Genomic DNA, 18,264 nt, shown 5'->3' with positions numbered 1-18,264 from the left:
CTAGAAAAAAGAGAAAAAGGCCCAAGGGTAAAGCAAATACTCCAAGTAAAACAACTTCCAGATCAGTTGATAATAGCCAACAATCGCATCTCGGCGGTTGAGATCCAGATGGACACCATAGCCCAAGAGGATCCCCAGCCCCAACACATGGCTCACCAACAGCCAGAGGCCGTTGCCCGCAAGGAGAAAAGAGATCCCCACCCCGATAAATCCCAGATAGCACAAGGCCAAAATGCCGATACAAAACCTTGAGATCCGCCCTGGCCCAAAGCGCAGCGAGAAGGTGGCAATGGCAAACTGGCGATCCCCTTCCATGTCGGGAATATCTTTGAAAAGGGCGATCACCAGCCCAAAAATCGACATAAACCCCGTCAGCCAAACAATCGCAGCCGAAAGCTCGACCCTTCCCTGCATCACCTGCTGAAAATGGCTGTAAAGGCCCAAATTGACGATCAAACCCCGCACGCTGTAGATGCAAGCCGAGGCTGCCAGCGGAAAACGCTTCAACCGCAAGGGGGGCAGCGAATAGGCCGTGCCGATCCCATTGCTCAAAAGCACCGTCAGCAGCAGGTAGGGGATCCCAGCCATGGCCAGTAGGACGGACGCCACCCCACAACCCACGACGATCCCCACCCCCTGTCGCCAACCCAGGGATCCAGCAGCCAAGGGCAAATGGGGTTTGTTGATGCGGTCGATTTCAATATCCGTCAGTTGATTCAAGCCGACGATGTAGACATTGGCCGCCAGACAGGCCGCCCAAGCCCAGACCAACTGGGGCAGCGCCGAGAGAACCGGTTGCAGGGATCCGGCAGCCACAAACCCCGCCAACAGGTAGAGGCCCACCACGCTGGCGCTGGTGCCGTAGACGGTGTGGGGTCGAGCAAAACGCCAGAGAACTTGTGGGCGCAACATCAAAAAAGCTAGGGAGAGTCTTCCAGGAGAGAAGCTAGGGCTGCCCAGCGGGGATCCGCCGTTGGTGCTGTAGCTTCCACCGCAATGCCCGGACAATCGGGACGGCAGGGCAACTGGCGGGGCATCTCCAAATGCAGGTGCTGGTACATCCAGTCTTCGACATCCAGCTCACCATTGGGGGGCAGGCTTTCCAGCAGATCTTCTTCGTCTTGCAGTTCCAGCTCCAAGGGGAGAGGTTCGGGATCCCGAATCAAAATGATCTCCTCAACTTCCAGGTGCAGCCGGTGGTTGAACTGCTGTAGGCAGCGGTGGCAGGTGAGGGTGACAATGGTACGAGCTTCAGCACTCACTTCGAGAAAATGGCCCCGATGGCTGACTTCCAGGGATCCCTCCACAGGGGTCAAACTCTCAAAGCCCGAAAAAAACTGCCTAAACTGCAATTCTTGGGTTTGATCCGGCATCTGCCGCAGATCGGATAGACGAATTGGCCTTAACATTGCGCCCCCTTTCGCACGTTTTGGATAGCCGGGATCCCTGTCGTCACCGTAGCAAGAGGGCCAACTTGTTCCCAGCCCTCTGCCCACTCTCAAGATGGGGAAGCTGCCCGACGGATAACCAAGCGCCGGTCAGGCTCTTTGCCACGGCTGAAAGTTTCCAGATCGGCATAGGCAGGGTCATTCAAGAGAGTATGAATTTGCCGACGCTCGGCAGCCGAGAGATCGGGAAACTCGTATTCCCGGCCAGTGGCCCTCACCTTTTCCACAGCAGCGGCAACCAAAACCTTCAGCTCCTGCAAACGCCGCTGCCGATAGCCGTCCAAATCCAAAATGTAGGGCTGCTGCTGGTCTTCCGGCTGGTTCAGGTTGAGAAGGGTGTTGGCCAGGTACTGCAACGCATCCAGCACCACGGGGGAGCGATCCTCCTCTTGAGGGGAATCTCTGGAAGATGGAGAGGGCAAGGGGGGGGCTTTCGCCAACAGCAGCCGCTTCTGAGCTGGGGTCAAAGAGTCTGCCTCAATTTCCAGCACCTCCCCCACCACCCGCACCGCCGCTGGGATCCCCATAGCCGCCAGCACCTGCTGTAACCACTGCCTGGCTCGCTCTTGATTGGCCGCAAAGGTGGACTTGTTTGGCGAAGGGGCAACGGTTCCCTCAGATTTCTTAGCAGCAGATTCCGTAGAAGACTTAGGACGGCTCATCCTAGGCAGCTTCCAACTTTGAAGAGGTATCAACACTCCACCACAAGTCCACCCCAACAGCGAGGATCCCCTAGGGCTCAAAGGGCAAGGATTCCCGTCCCTCCTTGGCTGCTCTGGGCTTGGTCGATTTTTCCACTTCCTTGGCCTCCACCGTGATCGCCTGGGCAGCCCGACGGCGCTCCTCTTCCACCAATTGCTGCAAGTTCTCCGGCAACGGCTCCCGCGAGAGCAGGAAAGTCTGCACCGTTTGGAAGATGTTAGAGACGAGGATGTAGAGCAAAACCCCTGCCGGCAGAGGGAAGAACAGGAACATCGCCGAGAACAGCACAGGGGTGATGCGAGCCATGGAACTTTGGCTGGGATCCTCTTTGCCGGTATCCTGTCCGGCATTGGTTAGGTACTGGTTCAGGTAAATGGACACCCCAAAGATGACGATCATGGCGATGATATCCCAGTGGATGGTGCCATCCTCGTCGAAGGCTCCCACACGGCCCAACTTGTCGATGAACAGAAAGCCGGTGTCAGAGGCCAAACCGGGAATGGACACCTGCACGGTCACATCCCCCGGCTGCAGAGCCAGCAAGGTGCCATCCGGCTTGATCTGGGCACGATCTTCTCCTTTGGTGATCTTCCAGGTGGGCTGTAACAGATTGGGATCCCCGCCCGCTTCGGCCACCAATTGCTCAAAAGGCTTGCCCCCCGGCCCTTGAAGCAGAAATTGCACCTCCTCCCCAACGGCAACCTTGGTGCCTTTGGGTTCCACCAGCACCACCGGCTTGTGGAGAGAGTCGGTGACAAAAATGTTCTTGCTGGGGCTGACGTAGGGGGCGGGCACCACCTCAGCCGCCATTTCCGCCGGCAGGATCTGCAAGTTGACATCGTAGGTCACCGCTGCAAAGGGGGAGCCCCGCAGGGTGGCAAACAGGGCAAACAGCACTGGCATTTGAATGAGCAGTGGCAGGCAGCCCCCCAAGGGATTGGCCCCCAGCTCGCTGTAAAGCTTGGCCTGGGCTTCCCGAAGCTTCTGCGGGTCATCTCGGTATTTCTCCTGGAGTTCTCGCATCCGCCGCTGCATCACCGGGCTGATCACCTTCATGCGCCGCATGTTGCGGATGGATCCCACATTGAGCGGGTAGAGGGCAAAGCGGATCACCAACGTCAGGAAGATGATGGCCAGTCCGTAGCTGGGCACGATCCCGTAGAAAAAATCCAGGATCGGCAGCATGACGTTGTTGGAGAGAAATCCGACTCCGAAGTCCATGAGGGGCGCTGGCAAATGTCCGTAACCATTGTAATGGCTTCCGTTCGGTTGACGAGGGCGTTTTCAGGGTTTGTCCCCTGGATCCGTCAGATAGACCTGAGAAAGGTAAGTGATTGAGCAGACTCAAGCTTATCCACCCTCTGAGCAGGGATCCCAAGGCCAAACCAGAACCCCTCATCGGCAGTTGCCTAGCAGTCCTTTTTTCCCCTATGATGAGAAACGCTTGATCCTCGGTAGCTCAGCGGTAGAGCGGTCGGCTGTTAACCGATTGGTCGCAAGTTCGAATCTTGCCCGGGGAGTATGTCTGAGCCAATCAAGGAAGCCGGATCCGGAACCCTATCCTTCCAGGCGGCTCCGGGCCTGCTGAGGGAAAGGGGGAGAGAAAACCCAGTCTCCCATCTCGTCGAGGAAGATGCGACGCTAAGCCAGACGTGGAGAAAATAATGTGAAGCAATGTGAAGGCGGCTAAGGGTTTCGTCCCGCCTGTTCCCGGCAAGTGTCAAGAGTCTCTGTCCTTTGGGGCAAGGAGTATGTCAGAATACCCTCTGGCTGTCTATTCCCAATCCGAGGGTGCTTGCTGTGATCGACCTGTCGCGGATCCCTGCCCAACCCAAGCCCGGCCTGCTCAACATCTTGATTGAGATTCCCGGCGGCAGCAAAAACAAGTATGAGTTCGACAAAGACATGGGAGCAATGGCGCTGGATCGGGTGCTCTACTCCTCGGTGCAGTACCCTTATGACTACGGCTTTGTGCCCAACACGCTGGCCGGGGATGGGGATCCCTTGGATGGCTTGGTGATCATGGATCAGCCCACTTTCCCAGGGTGTGTGGTCACGGTGCGACCCTTGGGCATGTTGCAGATGATCGACGGCGGGGATCCCGATGAGAAGCTGCTGTGTGTGCCTGCCAAGGATCCCCGCTATGCTTCGGTGACCAAGCTGGAAGACATCGCCCAGCACCGCCTGGATGAGATTGCGGAGTTTTTCGCCACCTACAAGCGCCTGGAAAAGAAAGAAACCCAGATCTTGGGCTGGAAAGGCTTGGCCGAAACCGAGGCGATTATTGCCAGCAGCATCGCAGCTTGCAAACAACCCAAATAGGTATTTTCAAGAGATACGAACAGAAAGAGCTTCCTGGCGATGTTGCAACAGTCGCTCTGGGGTGAGGGGCCCTTCGATGTGTTGCCAAGGCAAGGGATCCGCTGGATCCCAGTGGCTGTGCACGTAGTAGTCTAGGGGCGGCAGTTGCCCTTTAAGCTCTTTGAAAGCCCGCCGGTAGCTCCCCAAGGATTCCCCAAAGTCCCGCGCCAACTGCAAGACTTTTCCCACCCGCCGATCCCCTCGCGCGATGAGGGCTTGGATCACCGACCAGCTATAGCTTTCCGGGCGCAACTCCACCCCCAAGGGACGCAGGTGTTTCTGGAAAAACTGCAGTTTTTTCTCGGCTTGGGGATCCACTCCGTACCACTGAAAAGGGGTGTGGGCTTTGGGCACAAAGGTGCTGCAACCCAGCGTCAGGCGCAGGCCGGGAGCCGCTTTTTTGAGCTCTTGGAAAAGGGCTACTGTGGCCTCCAGATCTGCCTGGGTTTCCGCCGGGATCCCTACCATGCCGTAGAACTTAATGCCCTTCAGACCTCCAGCCTGGGCGTGGGCTGCTGCTGCCAAGATTTCCGGGTTGCTTAACTTCTTGTTGATGATCTGGCGCAGTTGTTCTGAGCCACTTTCGATGGCCACCGTAATGGACTGGCTGCCCCGGCGGGAGAGTACCTGCGCCAGACGTGGGGTTACGGTAGCGGTGCGCACCGAGGCCAGACTGAGACGCACCTGCTCGAAGCGATCCTGGGCCAAGTGCTCCAGCAACTGCTCGAATTGCGGGTGTTGGGTTACCGAAGCCCCCAGCAACCCAATCCGCTGGGTAACCTGCAGCCCCCGCTCCACCGCCGGGATCAAATGCCCCTCCACATCCGCCACCCGGAAGGGCAACGTTAGGTAGCTGGCCAGGCAAAACCGACACATCTCCGGGCAACTGCGCACCACCTCCACCATGTAGATGCTCTCCCAGGCCGCTTTGGGGGTGACTACTGTGGAAACCGAGAGGGTGTTGCCGCGGAAGGTGTGTTTGCGGATGGAGCTAGGGATCCCGGCCACTTTGGGGAGCACCTTCTCCACCGGGCCGTCGGGCTCCCGGTATTGGGGTTCATACAAGCCGGGCACATAGATCCCCGGCACCTGCGCTAGCGCCTGCAATTTCTCAGCCCGGGATCCCTGGCGCACCTCCCGATAGACCTCGATCATCTTCTCCAGAAGACCTTCCCCATCCCCCAACAAGATCAGGTCAAAAAACTCGGCAAAAGGCTCGGGGTTGGCCGTCAGTACCGGGCCGCCGCCAAAGACCAAGGGGTGGGCTTCTTCCCGCTCCTCAGATCTGGGAGGGATCCCGTGTCGTTCCAGCAGAGCCAGGATATGAACATAGTCCAGCTCCCAGGACAAGGAAAAGCCGAACAGCTCCGGCTCCCGGGGCAGGGGCTCAGCCAGATCTGTAAAGAGGCGGGAGACGGCCACATCCCGGCGGCTGGCCAGCAGACTCCAGATGACTTGATAGCCCAGGCTGGTGATCCCCACTGCGTAGGTGTTGGGGAAGGCGTAGATTACCCGCACTGCGTCGGGGTCAGGCGTGGCCGGGGCGAAGAGCAACTGCTCCAGGGCAAACTCTGAACTAGCCAAGGGATCCCGCTGTGTTGGATTGAGGTTTGGGTTCTGGCTCGGAAGAGTTTTGATGTACCTGCCTCTCCAGCTTAGCCAATTGGTGGGAAACCCCGCGAGGAGAACTCAATAAGGAGATATGCCTGCAGCGCACTTCGCGAATGCTGCCTCGAAGCGCCCAAACCATGAGAACTCTGCTGCTCAATACATTGCTTCAGGATAGAAACCGTGACCCCATGCAGCAAGACTCATCCCAAGGCCCAGACCTCCAATAGAAGCCACTCTCTACGGGCAGAGTGAGAATAGAGGGTTACCCTTTTGGCTGGGCAATGTCGAACTCGGCGTCGTAGTCGAAGTCCTCGTCCTCGTCAGCCCAGTCTTCCTCCAGCCTCTCGTCTCCCGCCAGCTCCTCTTCCTCCAAGCGGCGCTTTTCTTCGTATTCCTCATCCTCTAGGCCCAAAGCAGCCCGCTCTGCCCGCCGCTGGAAGCGCTCCAGTGCCGCTGGAGTGATGAAGGGATAGGGCAACCCTTGCGCTTGGGCCTCCTCCAGCGCTGCGCGGTAGCTCTCCACTTCCTTGATGTCGATTTTCCAACCGGTGAGGCGGGCTGCCAGGCGCACATTTTGCCCCTCTTTGCCAATGGCCAAACTGAGCTGGTCGCTGTTGACCAACACATGAGCTTGCTGGATTTCCGGATCCACCAGCCGCACCTCCACCACCTTGGCCGGGCTGAGGGCATTGGCAATGTAAGTGGCAGGATCCGGCGACCAGCGGATGACATCGATTTTCTCGTTGCGCAGCTCTGCTACCACCGCCTGAATCCGGGATCCCCTCGCGCCAATACAGGCCCCCACTGGATCCACGTCCCGCTCCACCGTATCGACCGCAATCTTGGTACGTGGCCCCACATTTCGGGAAGGGGGGTTGGCCTCCCGCGCCACTGCCACAATCCGCACGATATCCTCTTCAATTTCTGGCACCTCGTTGGCAAACAGGTTCACCACCAAGCCAGCATCGGCCCGGGAAACCAAAAGCTGTGGCCCCCGCCGGGATCCCTCATAGACTTTCTTGAGATAGACCTTCATCACCGCGTTGGGAGTGTAGCGATCGCTGGCCAGCTGTTCCTTCTTGGGCAGTTCTGCTTCCACCTCAGGTTGTCCGAAACCGCTGGATACCGACATGATCACCGTCTGCCGCTCGGTGCGCAGCACCCGTGCCTGCAGTACGGTTTTTTCCAGATCGCGGAACTCTTCCTGAATCAGACGGCGCTGCTGATCCCGTAACTTTTGCGCCAGCACCTGCTTGGTTTGGATGGCCGCCATGCGGCCAAATTCCGCCTGTTGTGGGGTGACATCATCTGTGACTTCCCAGCCTACTTCGGCTTCTGGGTAATCCTGCTGCACATCGTACAGAGAGATCTCATGGTCGGGGTTTTGCACCTGCTCAACGATGGCTTTGGTGGCCAAAACGCGAAAGCCTCCTGCCTCCACATCCAACTCCACATCGAAATTGCGGAAGTGGTCTTCTGCAAAGACCACATCTCGCTGGATGGTTTTGCGGTAGCGTTCGTAGCCCTTGAGCAGCGCCTCTCGCAGGGCATCGGTGACCACATGGCGGGGCAAGTTGCGCTCCCGCGAGATCATCTCCACCATTTCCGCCAAACCCGGCAGAGGCACCATCGCCATAACCACTGTCCTCCTGCACAAACTTCGTGAAACTTGCTGTTGCTATTGCTCCACAGCGGGAACTGAACCCGCATCTCTGATGCGAAGGGAGGGCCGCACCACCTGCGGTCAAACGCTCTCTCTATCTCCGGTCTCCTAGTCAGTTTCCGATGAGAGGGCAACCCGCTGCACCGAAGCGCGGGGCAACTGGACTCGCCGCCCCTTGAGAGATAAGGCAACCCTCTCCTCATCCCGACCCAGCAGGTGTCCTGACCAGACGGCTTTGCCCTTGTAGGGTGGATCCAAGGTCACCTCCACCGCAAACCCTTTGAAAACCACAAAGTCGCGATCGCTGGTGAGAAGGTTGCTGATGCCAGGGCTGGACACCTCCAACACATACTGGCCTGGGATCAGATCCACCCGATCCAGCTCGACTTCTAAGGCTTGGCTCATGGCTTCGCAATCGGCATGGCTGGTTTCTCGGTCGGGATCCAGTGGGCGGATATCCACCCGCAGAACTGGCGGATGCTGGTTGGTGTGGAAAACCATCTGCACCAACTGGTATCCCAGTTGAGCGGCCAAGGGACGGGCCAAGCTCTCCAACTGTGGAATAAGAGGGTGAACCATAACCAACTTGTCACCAACCGGGTGTTGCCGCCAGATCCAAACCCCTTGGAGCCGGAGCTGGCAAAGGGGACAGTAAGCCCCCTCAAAAAGCAAAGAAGTGGGTACCACCCACTCCCCGTTGCTATCGCGGAGCTCCTTGAGGCTCGCCCAGAATCAGTACAGACTTCGAGCGCATCCCCCCTACCTCCTAATTTAGAAGATCTCCCCCGGTTTTGTCATGGGGATCCCCAAAAGGCAACATCTATAATGTGGACAACTGCGGATTTGCCCAGATATCCAGCCGCGTTTTGTGGGGTTTCCTATGACTGTTGCCTTTTCCTACCCGATCTTCGGCCCCAGCATTCAGTGCCCCCACTGTCGGCAAACGATTGCGGCCCTCACCCTGACCGATACCTACCTCTGCCCTCGCCATGGTGCATTTGAGGCGGATGCTGAACAAGAGGAGCTGGTACACCTGCAATCCGGACGGCGCTGGCGCTTTTGGGAAGGTCGCTGGTTTCGTCAGCACACCCACGCCGATGGGATCCGTTTTGAGATTCATGAAGAATTGGATCGGCTGCGCATGCAAGGAATGCGAGCCACTCAGGTGATCGTGGCCGAGCGCTACCGCCAGCTGCTCACCCCTTATCTGGAGCAGGGATCCCACCGTCGCCCCGGCCCACCTCGCCTCTATGGTTTGCCCGTCAGCTTCAGCTCCCAAATCCCAGAGGGTGTGGGTGGATCCCCTCAGCGCTGGCGGGTGATCAACTTTGAGCTGACCTACGAGATCGACCCGGCCATGCGGCAGCCGCAATCCCGTCTGCAACTGTGTGATTAGAAAGGCGAACAGGTAGAGAGCCATTGAAGAATCGGTGGCTGCTCAAGCCCCCTGGGATCCGCAGCTTCCTTCCGGGTCAGGGAGTGCTATGCCTTGATAGGTGTAGCCGATAAACTTGGGCTGGTCGGCCATATAAAACCGCTCCAGTTGCTCAAACCGAAACCCCGCTCCCTGGATCAACCGAGCCATATCTCGGTTTAGGTTGCAGCCATCTGCGATTACCTTTTGTATAGGGTTAAGACAATTTTGCCATCTTTGCACCTGGGGATCCTCACTGAGGCCGTGTTCGAGAAAAAACAGCTTGCCCCCCGCTCGCAACACCCGCCGGATTTCCCCTAAAGCCTTGGCCACATTGGGAATGCTGCACAATGTCCAGGTGCTAACCACGCTATCAAAACTCTGGCTTGGAAAAGGCAGTTCCTGGGCATCCGCCACCTGCCAATCAACGGCGATGGGAGAAGATGCAATGCGCCGACGAGCCAGGGATCCCATGCCGGGATTGGGATCTACCCCTGTGATCTTTCGAATGTGCTCTGGGTAGCAGGATAGGTTGAGGCCGGTGCCAAAACCAATCTCCAGAACGGATCCCTGCACATGAGCCAGAAGCTGCCGCCGATAGCGCTCCATCCCTTCCCCCGAGAGAGCTAAATCCAACAGCCGCGGGAAGATTATTCGGCGATAGAGGTTCATTCGACCATCCCAAATGAATGTTCAGACCTGAGCAGCTTAAACAGTCTGGGCAGGTTGCGGTTGAGCGGTCACCTTCAGGGAGTGGAGGGCATAGCAGGCCAGCAACCAATTGAGCAGGCGGGCCACCACGCGAGCAGTTTGCCGTGTTGCGGATCCCACCGCCACCCCTCCCAGCGAAAGGCCAACCACAGGACGAGCAGCAAAGATGGCCTCACAGATCTGCAACAGTTGCAACCAACTCACCCCCCCTGGCTCTGGGTGATGCACGGCGGGCGCCAAGGAAGGATCCAGCACACTGCAGTCCACCACCAAAAACACCGGTTGATCCGGCAAAGAGGCCACCACCTGCTGGGGATCCCAGCCATCTTGGGCCCAGAATATTGGGCTGTGGTGGGCTTTCAGCCATGCGTAGGCCCGCGCACTGCCGCTGCGCAATCCCACATGGATCACCGGCAGCTTGTGCTGATAGAGCAACTCCACCCAGGCAGCACTGCCATAGCTTGTATCTTGATCCGGCTGGGTCATCTCTGGGGGCGGCATCAGGTTGGCATGAGCGCTGCAATGCACCACACTCAGAGTTGGGTAGTGCTTCCAGAGGGCACGAATGGCCCCCCAACTGGCGGCCAAGACCGAAGGCAACAGCACCGGCCATTGTTGTCGTCTCCAAGCTTGAGTCACCGCCGCCTCACACATGCCGTAGGGAGGCTCATCCACCAGCCCCGGCAACTGCGCCACCGCCAGCTTATCCACATCGATCCCCAACCTCGGCTCGAAGGCACACAGCTCCGAACCGGCATTGAGAATGGCCATCGGAGCCTGAGTATCGTGGCCAAAGGCGGTGGGAATGAGAATGACCCTAGCGTTGGATTGCGAGCTGGGATGGAGGGACCACTGGGCCATGGGCGCTGTTCCTTTTCCAGAAAGCTGTGGGTCTCCGGCTTGTTCTATGGTGGCCTACAGGGCGCCCAGGGATCCGTCCGAGAGCCAGCCAGTCTGCTACGAAAGATTACAGTTCCCAGGCGGAACTGGGGCCAAAAATCGAGTCAGTGGTAGATTCAAAGTGCTTCGCGCCGCAAACCGCGGTTTGGACAAGGCAAACCACCGCAAACCACAACGAGTTGAGAAAGGTAGACTATGGCTGTGATGGAAGGCGATCCTCGTCAGGGAGCAAAGCTGCCTCTATTTGGGGGATCCACCGGGGGGCTGTTGAGCGCAGCCGAAACCGAAGAAAAATACGTCATCACCTGGACGGGCAAGCCGGGGCAGGTGTTTGAAATGCCCACCGGCGGCGCTGCCGAAATGGTGGAAGGCAAAAACTTTCTCACCTTTGCCCGCAAAGAGCAGTGTTTGGCGCTGGGTGCCCAGTTGAGATCCGACTACAAGATCAACGACTACCAGATCTTCCGCATTCCGGCGGGTGGAGAGCCTGTGTTGGTGCATCCCAAAGATGGCGTTTTTCCCGAGAAGGTCAACGAAGGCCGTGAGCCCGTCGGCAAAGTGGATCGCAACATCGGCAAAAACAAGGAGCCGATTACCTACAAGTTCACCGGCGGGAAACCCTGGGACTAAGTCCAGCGGCCCTTGTCTTGTCGGATCCCCTGGTCAATTCAGGGGATCTTTATTTGTTCGCGGGCACCTGGTTCTGGAGCGGTTGCCGACGGCCCTCACCCCCAGCCCCTCTGCTGTTGCTTGTCCCTTTTGGGAAGAGTCGGGCTGCCCCTGGCGAAGAAAAGCCCCAGCCCACCCGGGGCTGGAGCCATACCCGAAAAAGCCCGGGATCCCTGAGGCAGGATCTGGGCCAACCTACTTGGCAATCGCCGCGAAGAACTCCTTGGATTTCACTGGGTCGGGGTGCATGGTTTTCTGGCCGGGCTGCCAGTTGGCCGGGCAAACTTCATCGGGGTGAGATTGCACGTATTGGATAGCTTGCAGGGTGCGCAAGGTTTCATCCACACTGCGGCCAAAGGCCAGGTTGTTAATGGTGGCGTGCTGGATGATCCCTTCTTTGTCGATGATGAACAGGCCGCGCAGCGCCACACCCGCTTCCGGATCCAGGACATTGTAGGCAGCGCTGATCTCCTTTTTCAGGTCAGAGACCAGAGGATACCTCAGCTCACCCACCCCTCCAGCCTTGCGGTCGGTTTGAATCCAGGCCAGGTGAGAGTATTCGCTATCCACTGAAACACCCAGGATCTCGGTATCCAGCTTGGCAAAGTCGTCATAGCGGTCGCTAAAGGCCGTGATCTCCGTTGGGCAGACAAAGGTGAAGTCCAAGGGGTAGAAGAACAGCACCACATACTTCTTACCCCGGTAGTCGGAGAGCTTCACCGTCTTGAATTCCATGTCATAGACGGCGGTGGCCGAAAAATCGGGAGCGGGCTGCCCCACTCGCAGGCATCCTTCCTGAGACATAAATCAACGCTCCTTGCGGTAAAGTGCAAATGTAAACCAAACCTAACATACCATACTCATAATGACTCTGCCTTAAATAGATAGCGACGGATCCCAACTGCTGGGATCCGGATAATCCCCATTTTTCCATGCTGATCGGTTCGGCTCTGCAAGGGATCCCATGAGAGTGGCGCTGGAGTTCCTCTATCACTTCTGTTGTGACCGCTGTCGGCGGTGGTGGAGCCAGGCCGATGTGGAGCCCCAACCTGGGGATCGCCTGTATTGCCCCTATTGCGGCCATCAAAATTGTGTGGAGCGCATCGATACCTTTCGCAATGCTGCGCGGGGCAGTTGCCTGACCCGTCCCCCCGATGCCCCTTCTCCAGAGCCGCGTCCGCCCTCTGAAAAATCCGGGGATCGGCCTCAGGAGAAGCGATCCCCAATCTAGTTATCCTGGGCAAACCCAGTCCTCTTGCCCCTATGGGGCAGCCAGCCGCTAGAGCCTGTCAACCATTCAACGCATCCGCCAGAGTTCCCCGTTGCGAAGATGACCACAGGTAGAGGTCAACCTCAGGCGAGGAAGAATCCACCAGATGGCGACAGGGGCGGCGCTCCTCCAGGATGGTGGTGGAGCAGCAGCAACTGTAAACTTCCAGATAGTCGTCCGGCTCCGCCTCAAAAATCGCCTGCTGGCCGGGGAAGAGGGTGCGCTCCCAGTGGCCGGGGATCGTTCGGATCACCTGAACCTGTCCGGAACGGTTGACGAAAGCGTATCTTTTCATTGCGTTTTTTTAATTGCGTTAAGAAAAACTTATTGCCCTTAAAATAGGCTACCATCCCTGATCCCCAAGCGGCAATAGTAAGCTGCCAAGACGGGGATCGCTCTTCCTGACTGGCTTTGGGAGATTTGTTCTCTCAGCTTATTGGGGTTGAGAGAATGGGATCCCGAGGAGAAGCCTGCCCTGGTAAACTGAGGGGAAGAGTCTGAAGATATCCTTAAGTTGGCCTTCACCATTCCGAGATCAGCAAGGGGGCACATCGTGGACAACAAGTTGGGGCTAGAGATCATCGAAGTCGTGGAGCAGGCTGCCATTGCCGCCGCCCGCTGGATGGGCAAAGGGGACAACAAGACCGCCGACCAGGTGGCTGTAGAGGCCATGCGGGAGAAACTCAACCAGATCCCTATGCGCGGTCGCATCGTCATCGGGGAAGGAACCCGCGATGAGGCTCCCATGCTCTACATCGGCGAAGAAGTGGGCATCTGTACCCGCCCGGATGCTGAGCAGTTCTGCCGTGTGGAAGAGCTGGTGGAGATTGACATCGCTGTGGATCCCTGTGAGGGCACCAACCTAGTGGCCAAAGGCCAAAATGGCTCCATGGCCGTGCTGGCCATCTCCGAGAAAGGCGGCCTTCTCCACGCCCCGGACATCTACATGCAAAAGCTGGCAGCTCCGCCCCAGGCCAAGGGCAAGGTGCACATCGACTATCCGCCAGAGAAAAATCTCAAGATCATCGCCGAAAGCCTGGATCGGGAGGTGTCGGATCTGACGGTGGTGGTCATGGATCGCAAGCGCCACCTCGATCTGATTCGCCAAATTCGAGAGGCGGGGGCACGGGTGAAGCTGATCACCGATGGCGACATCTCGGCGGCTCTCTCGGCGGGCTTCAACGGCACCGGCATTCATGCTCTGATGGGGATCGGGGCTGCTCCTGAGGGAGTGATCTCGGCAGCTGCTCTGCGGTGCTTGGGCGCCCACTTCCAAGGTCGGCTGATCTACGATCCCGAAGTAGTTCAGGCAGGCACCTACTTGCCACCCGTGGAGGAAACGCGACGGGAACTCAAAGAAAAAGGCATCGAGGATCCCGACAAGGTGTGGGAGTGTGAGGAGCTGGCCAGTGGCAAGGAAGTCCTCTTTGCTGCCACTGGGATCACCGATGGTGACTTGATGCGCGGGGTACGTTTCTTTGGGGGTGGGGCCCGCACCGAGACCTTGGTGATTTCCAGCCAATCCCGCACGGTGCGCTTTGTGGACACCATCCACATGAAAGACGGCCAACAGCCCCGCGGCCTGCAGCTGCGCTAAGGGATCCCTATCTAACATCCTCGGAGATCGGGGCGGCTTTCCCCTGCTGGAGGTCGCCCTTGCCTTTTTGGGAAAGTTACGAAATCTATCAAGCCCCAACCCGTGAAAACGTAATAACTCTTCAGCAAAATCCGGCAAAACCGGTTCGATACTGGTTTTAGGGTTTAGGTAGGCTGAGAAAAGTTACCTAAGCTTGCTGGAACCGAGTCAAGGGATCCCCTCGTATCGGTCACAGCTCTTGCTTTCTCTCTGAAACAATATTTGCTTTTGTTCAGAGTTTTTGTTTTTAATAACTTTTGCTGTTGCTGTACAGACGACGGAGAGGCATGTTTATCGCGGTTGTCGGTCTTAGCCATCGCACAGCTCCCGTAGAGATTCGGGAGCGCCTCAGCATCGCGGAGGCGGAGGTGGGAGAGACGATCCAGCAGCTTCGCACCCACCCCCACATTGAGGAGGCTGCGATCCTCAGCACCTGTAACCGGCTGGAGGTCTACATCGTCACCTCAGAAATGGAGAGTGGTGTCCGGCAGACGATGCAGTTCTTGGCTGAGCTGAAAGGGATCCCCTTGCCCCAACTGCGTCCGCACCTGTTTACCCTTCTTTACCAGGATGCGGTAACCCACCTGATGCGGGTGGCTGCCGGGCTAGATAGCTTGGTGCTGGGAGAAGGGCAGATCCTCTCGCAGGTGAAAAAAGCCCAGCAACTGGGCCAAGCCTGCAACGGCATGGATCGCATCCTCAATCGCCTTTTTAAGGCAGCCATTACCGCCGGCAAACGCGTCCGTACCGAAACGGAGATCGGCACCGGCGCCATGTCCATCAGCTCGGCAGCGGTGGAGTTGGCTCTGCAAGAGCAGGGATCCCTCTCTCAGGGCAAGGTTACCGTGGTGGGGGCGGGGAGAATGGCCCGTCTGTTGGTGCAGCACCTGTTGGCCAAAGGGGCAGTCGATATCACGGTGGTCAACCGCTCCCTGGAGCGAGCCGAAGCCCTGGCCAAGCAATTCGAGCAGCCGATCCAGGTGCTGCCTTGGGAGTCGCTGCTGAACAGTGTGGCCGAGTCCAACTTGGTCTTCACCAGCACCGGTGCCACCCAGCCGATCCTGAACTACCAGCAACTGGCAGGGGTGCTGCAGCCGGATCAGCCGCTGTTGTTGGTGGATATCTCTGTGCCCCGCAACATCGATCCCGACGTGGAAAAGCTGAAGGGGGTACAGGTGTTCAATGTGGATCACCTCTCCCGCGTCGTGGAAGAAAACCGCGCCCAACGGCAAAAGCTGGCTCTGGCTGCCGAGGCCCTAGTGGAAGAGGAGGTGGATCAATTTATGGAGTGGTGGCGTTCTCTGGAGACGGTGCCCACCATTTCCAGCCTGCGCCACAAGGTGGAGTCTATCCGCGAACAGGAAATGGAAAAAGCCCTCTCCCGCCTGGGCAAAGACTTCGCCGAAAAGCATCTGGAGGTGATCGACGCCCTGACCCGCGGCATCGTCAACAAGATCCTGCACGACCCGATGGTGCAACTGCGGGCCAAACGGGATATTGAGGCGCGGCGGGCAGCCATGCGGATCTTGCAGGAACTGTTCAACCTGGATCCGGTGGTGTTTCAAGCCCAGCAGGAGCGCTAGGGATCCCTTGGCGAAGAGCGCATGACTTGAAGAATTGTAACAGCTCTCCCATCTGGGGTGGAGGGCACCCCTTAGGATACAAAGCGTAAGCCACAGGATCTGGGATTATGTTCGGACAATACGAAGTTTTTGTGCAGTTGGCCCTGCTGGCCTTGATTGTCTTGGCAGGCCCGGCGGTCATCCTGCTGCTCTATCTGCGCGGCGCCGATATGTAGGGGATCCCTCTGGATATTGAGGCAGTCGGGATAACCCTTTGGGAGTGCTGGGGCTAAGCCTAAAGCCAGGAGTGTTTAGCAACGTAACGCTCCTTTGCGTTAGAGTTGTAAAGAAATCCCTAGGGCACTCCTGCTTGTAGGGCGACATCCTGCTGGTCAATGGTTAATATGTCACTCCCCATCCGCAACGTCGCCATCATTGCCCATGTTGACCATGGCAAAACCACCCTCGTGGATGCCCTGTTGCGCCAGGCGGGCATCTTTCGGGAGGGGGAAGACATCCCCACCTGTGTGATGGACTGCAACACGCTGGAGCGGGAGCGGGGCATCACCATCTTGGCCAAAAACACAGCCGTCCGCTACGGCGAAACCTTGATCAACATCGTCGACACCCCTGGCCACGCCGATTTCGGGGGCGAGGTGGAGCGGGTGCTGGGGATGGTGGAGGGCTGCTTGTTGATCGTGGATGCCAACGAAGGCCCGATGCCGCAAACCCGCTTTGTGCTGCGCAAAGCCTTGGAGAAGGGCCTGCGCCCAATTGTGGTGGTCAACAAGATTGATCGGCCTCGCGCCGAGCCCTACAAAGCCGTCGACAAGGTGCTGGATTTGTTCTTGGAGCTGGGGGCGGACGAAGACCAGTGCGACTTCCCCTATCTATTTGCCTCTGGATTGCGCGGCTTTGCCCTGGAAGAAGCCCATCTCAAAGCCTTTCTGGAAGGGAAGTACAGCGGATCCCTGGATATGAAGCCTCTTTTCGAGGCCATTCTCAAGCATGTCCCACCTCCCATTGGGGATCCCGGCAAGCCCCTGCAGCTGCAGGTCACCACGCTGGAGTATTCGGAATACCTGGGCCGGATTGTGATCGGCAAGATCCACAACGGCACCATCCGCCTGGGGGATCCATTGGCAGTGGTGAAAGAGGATGGATCCATTGCCAAGGGCAAAGTAACCAAGCTGTTCGGCTTTCAGGGCCTGCAGCGCATCGAGCTGACGGAAGCCACCGCCGGCCACATTGTCGCCGTGGCGGGGTTTGCCGAGGCCAACATCGGCCACACCCTCACCTCTCCCGAAAATCCCCAGGCTCTGCCGCTCATCAAAGTGGACGAGCCGACGCTGCAGGTGATGATCGGTGTCAACGATTCTCCCTTTGCCGGCCAGGAGGGTACCTTCGTTACCTCGCGACAGTTGCGGGAGCGCCTGATGCGGGAGTTGGAAACCAACGTGGCGCTGCGGGTGGAAGAAACCGACTCGCCGGATCGCTTTTTGGTGTCGGGGCGAGGCGAGCTGCACCTGGGCATCCTGCTAGAAACCATGCGGCGGGAAGGCTATGAGTTTCAGGTGGGGCAACCGAAGGTAATTTTCCGCGAGGTCAACGGCCAGCCCTATGAGCCCTATGAGTGTTTGGTGCTAGATGTGCCGGAAGCGACGGTGGGGGCTTGTATCGAGCGACTGGGGCAACGGCGGGGAGAAATGCAGAACATGATGGTGGGATCCGATGGTCGGGCTCAGCTGGAGTTTGTCATTCCGGCGCGAGGGCTGATCGGCTTTCGGGGGGAGTTTATCCGCATCACCCGCGGCGAGGGGATCATGAGCCACAGCTTTTTGGAATACCGTCCCCTGACCTCTGAGATGGAAATGCGCCGCAACGGGGTGCTGATTGCTTTTGAAGAAGGGGTGGCCACTACCTATGCCCTCAAGAATGCGGAAGATCGAGGTGTATTCTTTATTACGCCAGGTACCCGCGTTTACAAGGGCATGATCGTGGGCGAGCACAACCGTCCCCAAGACTTGGAGCTGAACGTCTGCAAGACCAAGCAACTGACCAACCACCGGGCTGCGGGCGGGGAGGAGCTGGTGCACTTGCAAGCGCCGGTGGAGATGACCCTGGAGCGGGCTTTGGAATACATCGGCGAGGATGAGCTGGTGGAGATCACGCCCCAGTCGGTGCGCCTGCGCAAGGCACAGTTAACGCCCTCTCGCCGCTAGTTTTCTCAGCCAACTGGAAGAGAGCATGACTCTAGTCAATAATAAGCTCAACTATACTGAAAATAATGTATAATATGCTCAGTACGGATTACTAC

At 58.0% G+C, this 18,264-nt stretch carries 19 protein-coding genes and 1 tRNA gene; 9 read left to right on the top strand and 11 right to left on the bottom strand.

From position 1 onward, the window contains the following. From NW839_RS00600 to yidC, 4 genes are all read right to left on the bottom strand, one after another. Entirely contained in the window at window positions 1-912 is a 912-nt protein-coding gene (locus NW839_RS00600; protein WP_414350555.1) for a homogentisate phytyltransferase, read from the bottom strand. Window positions 913-920: 8 nt separating this feature from the next. Then, on the bottom strand, window positions 921-1,409 hold the full coding sequence (locus tag NW839_RS00595) for a YceD family protein (protein ID WP_011433815.1): 489 nt from the start codon (window positions 1,407-1,409) through the stop codon (window positions 921-923). A gap of 89 nt (window positions 1,410-1,498) precedes the next feature. Next, complete coding sequence (locus tag NW839_RS00590) at window positions 1,499-2,110, bottom strand: protein jag (RefSeq protein ID WP_414350553.1); 612 nt, start codon at window positions 2,108-2,110, stop codon at window positions 1,499-1,501. A 70-nt stretch (window positions 2,111-2,180) separates the two neighbouring features. Then, window positions 2,181-3,371 carry a membrane protein insertase YidC gene (gene yidC, locus NW839_RS00585; RefSeq protein ID WP_414350552.1) on the bottom strand — a complete coding sequence of 397 codons (1,191 nt, stop codon included), beginning with the start codon at window positions 3,369-3,371 and terminating at the stop codon, window positions 2,181-2,183. A gap of 227 nt (window positions 3,372-3,598) precedes the next feature. Between yidC and NW839_RS00580 the strand changes: the two genes are divergently transcribed. Together NW839_RS00580 and NW839_RS00575 are read left to right on the top strand one after the other, a co-directional pair. After that, a tRNA-Asn gene (locus NW839_RS00580) sits at window positions 3,599-3,670 on the top strand. Window positions 3,671-3,953: 283 nt separating this feature from the next. After that, a complete protein-coding gene (locus NW839_RS00575) occupies window positions 3,954-4,472 on the top strand; it encodes an inorganic diphosphatase (protein WP_414350567.1) in 519 nt (172 codons plus the stop codon). 6 nt (window positions 4,473-4,478) lie between these two features. Here the strand turns inward: NW839_RS00575 and NW839_RS00570 are convergent, their stop codons facing one another. From NW839_RS00570 to rimP, 3 genes are all read right to left on the bottom strand, one after another. Next, complete coding sequence (locus tag NW839_RS00570; protein ID WP_414350550.1) at window positions 4,479-6,095, bottom strand: B12-binding domain-containing radical SAM protein; 1,617 nt, start codon at window positions 6,093-6,095, stop codon at window positions 4,479-4,481. Window positions 6,096-6,384: 289 nt separating this feature from the next. Beyond that, complete coding sequence (gene nusA / locus NW839_RS00565) at window positions 6,385-7,758, bottom strand: transcription termination factor NusA (RefSeq protein ID WP_414332437.1); 1,374 nt, start codon at window positions 7,756-7,758, stop codon at window positions 6,385-6,387. 135 nt (window positions 7,759-7,893) lie between these two features. Beyond that, window positions 7,894-8,364: a ribosome maturation factor RimP gene (rimP, locus tag NW839_RS00560; RefSeq protein ID WP_011433822.1), complete on the bottom strand. Its 471-nt coding sequence runs from the start codon at window positions 8,362-8,364 to the stop codon at window positions 7,894-7,896. A gap of 301 nt (window positions 8,365-8,665) precedes the next feature. Here rimP and NW839_RS00555 point away from each other — a divergent pair, with 301 nt between their 5' ends. After that, window positions 8,666-9,181, top strand: coding sequence for a TIGR02652 family protein (locus NW839_RS00555; protein ID WP_414350548.1), 516 nt, complete (start codon window positions 8,666-8,668; stop codon window positions 9,179-9,181). Window positions 9,182-9,223: 42 nt separating this feature from the next. Here the strand turns inward: NW839_RS00555 and NW839_RS00550 are convergent, their stop codons facing one another. Next, on the bottom strand, window positions 9,224-9,871 hold the full coding sequence (locus NW839_RS00550; RefSeq protein WP_414350546.1) for a class I SAM-dependent methyltransferase: 648 nt from the start codon (window positions 9,869-9,871) through the stop codon (window positions 9,224-9,226). Between the two features lie 36 nt (window positions 9,872-9,907). Further along, entirely contained in the window at window positions 9,908-10,771 is an 864-nt protein-coding gene (locus NW839_RS00545) for an arginase family protein (RefSeq protein ID WP_414350544.1), read from the bottom strand. A gap of 234 nt (window positions 10,772-11,005) precedes the next feature. Between NW839_RS00545 and NW839_RS00540 the strand changes: the two genes are divergently transcribed. Further along, on the top strand, window positions 11,006-11,440 hold the full coding sequence (locus NW839_RS00540) for a photosystem I reaction center subunit II PsaD (protein ID WP_369791755.1): 435 nt from the start codon (window positions 11,006-11,008) through the stop codon (window positions 11,438-11,440). A gap of 234 nt (window positions 11,441-11,674) precedes the next feature. Here NW839_RS00540 and NW839_RS00535 read toward each other — a convergent pair whose 3' ends face one another. Beyond that, the gene (locus NW839_RS00535) at window positions 11,675-12,283 is read right to left on the bottom strand and encodes a peroxiredoxin (protein ID WP_011433828.1); all 609 of its coding nucleotides are present in this window, start codon (window positions 12,281-12,283) and stop codon (window positions 11,675-11,677) included. A 160-nt stretch (window positions 12,284-12,443) separates the two neighbouring features. Between NW839_RS00535 and NW839_RS00530 the strand changes: the two genes are divergently transcribed. Next, window positions 12,444-12,710: a hypothetical protein gene (locus NW839_RS00530; RefSeq protein ID WP_011433829.1), complete on the top strand. Its 267-nt coding sequence runs from the start codon at window positions 12,444-12,446 to the stop codon at window positions 12,708-12,710. 58 nt (window positions 12,711-12,768) lie between these two features. Here the strand turns inward: NW839_RS00530 and NW839_RS00525 are convergent, their stop codons facing one another. Then, the gene (locus NW839_RS00525; protein ID WP_414329177.1) at window positions 12,769-13,044 is read right to left on the bottom strand and encodes a DUF1830 domain-containing protein; all 276 of its coding nucleotides are present in this window, start codon (window positions 13,042-13,044) and stop codon (window positions 12,769-12,771) included. A 258-nt stretch (window positions 13,045-13,302) separates the two neighbouring features. On the opposite strand from NW839_RS00525, the gene glpX reads away from it, so the two are divergent. The 4 genes from glpX to typA all read left to right on the top strand — a co-directional run bounded on the left by glpX (window position 13,303) and on the right by typA (window position 18,169). Beyond that, window positions 13,303-14,346 (top strand): class II fructose-bisphosphatase, encoded by a 1,044-nt coding sequence (gene glpX, locus NW839_RS00520; RefSeq protein ID WP_414342167.1) that lies wholly within the window; start codon window positions 13,303-13,305, stop codon window positions 14,344-14,346. Window positions 14,347-14,672: 326 nt separating this feature from the next. Then, window positions 14,673-15,968, top strand: coding sequence for a glutamyl-tRNA reductase (locus NW839_RS00515; protein ID WP_414350542.1), 1,296 nt, complete (start codon window positions 14,673-14,675; stop codon window positions 15,966-15,968). 107 nt (window positions 15,969-16,075) lie between these two features. Further along, window positions 16,076-16,183, top strand: a complete 108-nt coding sequence (gene psb30 / locus NW839_RS00510; RefSeq protein ID WP_011433833.1) for a photosystem II reaction center protein Ycf12/Psb30 — start codon at window positions 16,076-16,078, stop codon at window positions 16,181-16,183. A gap of 168 nt (window positions 16,184-16,351) precedes the next feature. Further along, window positions 16,352-18,169: a translational GTPase TypA gene (gene typA / locus NW839_RS00505; RefSeq protein WP_414350541.1), complete on the top strand. Its 1,818-nt coding sequence runs from the start codon at window positions 16,352-16,354 to the stop codon at window positions 18,167-18,169. Window positions 18,170-18,264 lie beyond the last annotated feature (95 nt).

The sequence above is a fragment of the Synechococcus sp. R5-15 genome (assembly GCF_047462035.1).
GTDB lineage: Bacteria > Cyanobacteriota > Cyanobacteriia > Thermostichales > Thermostichaceae > Thermostichus.
This window is presented reverse-complemented; position numbering and strand designations above follow the sequence as displayed.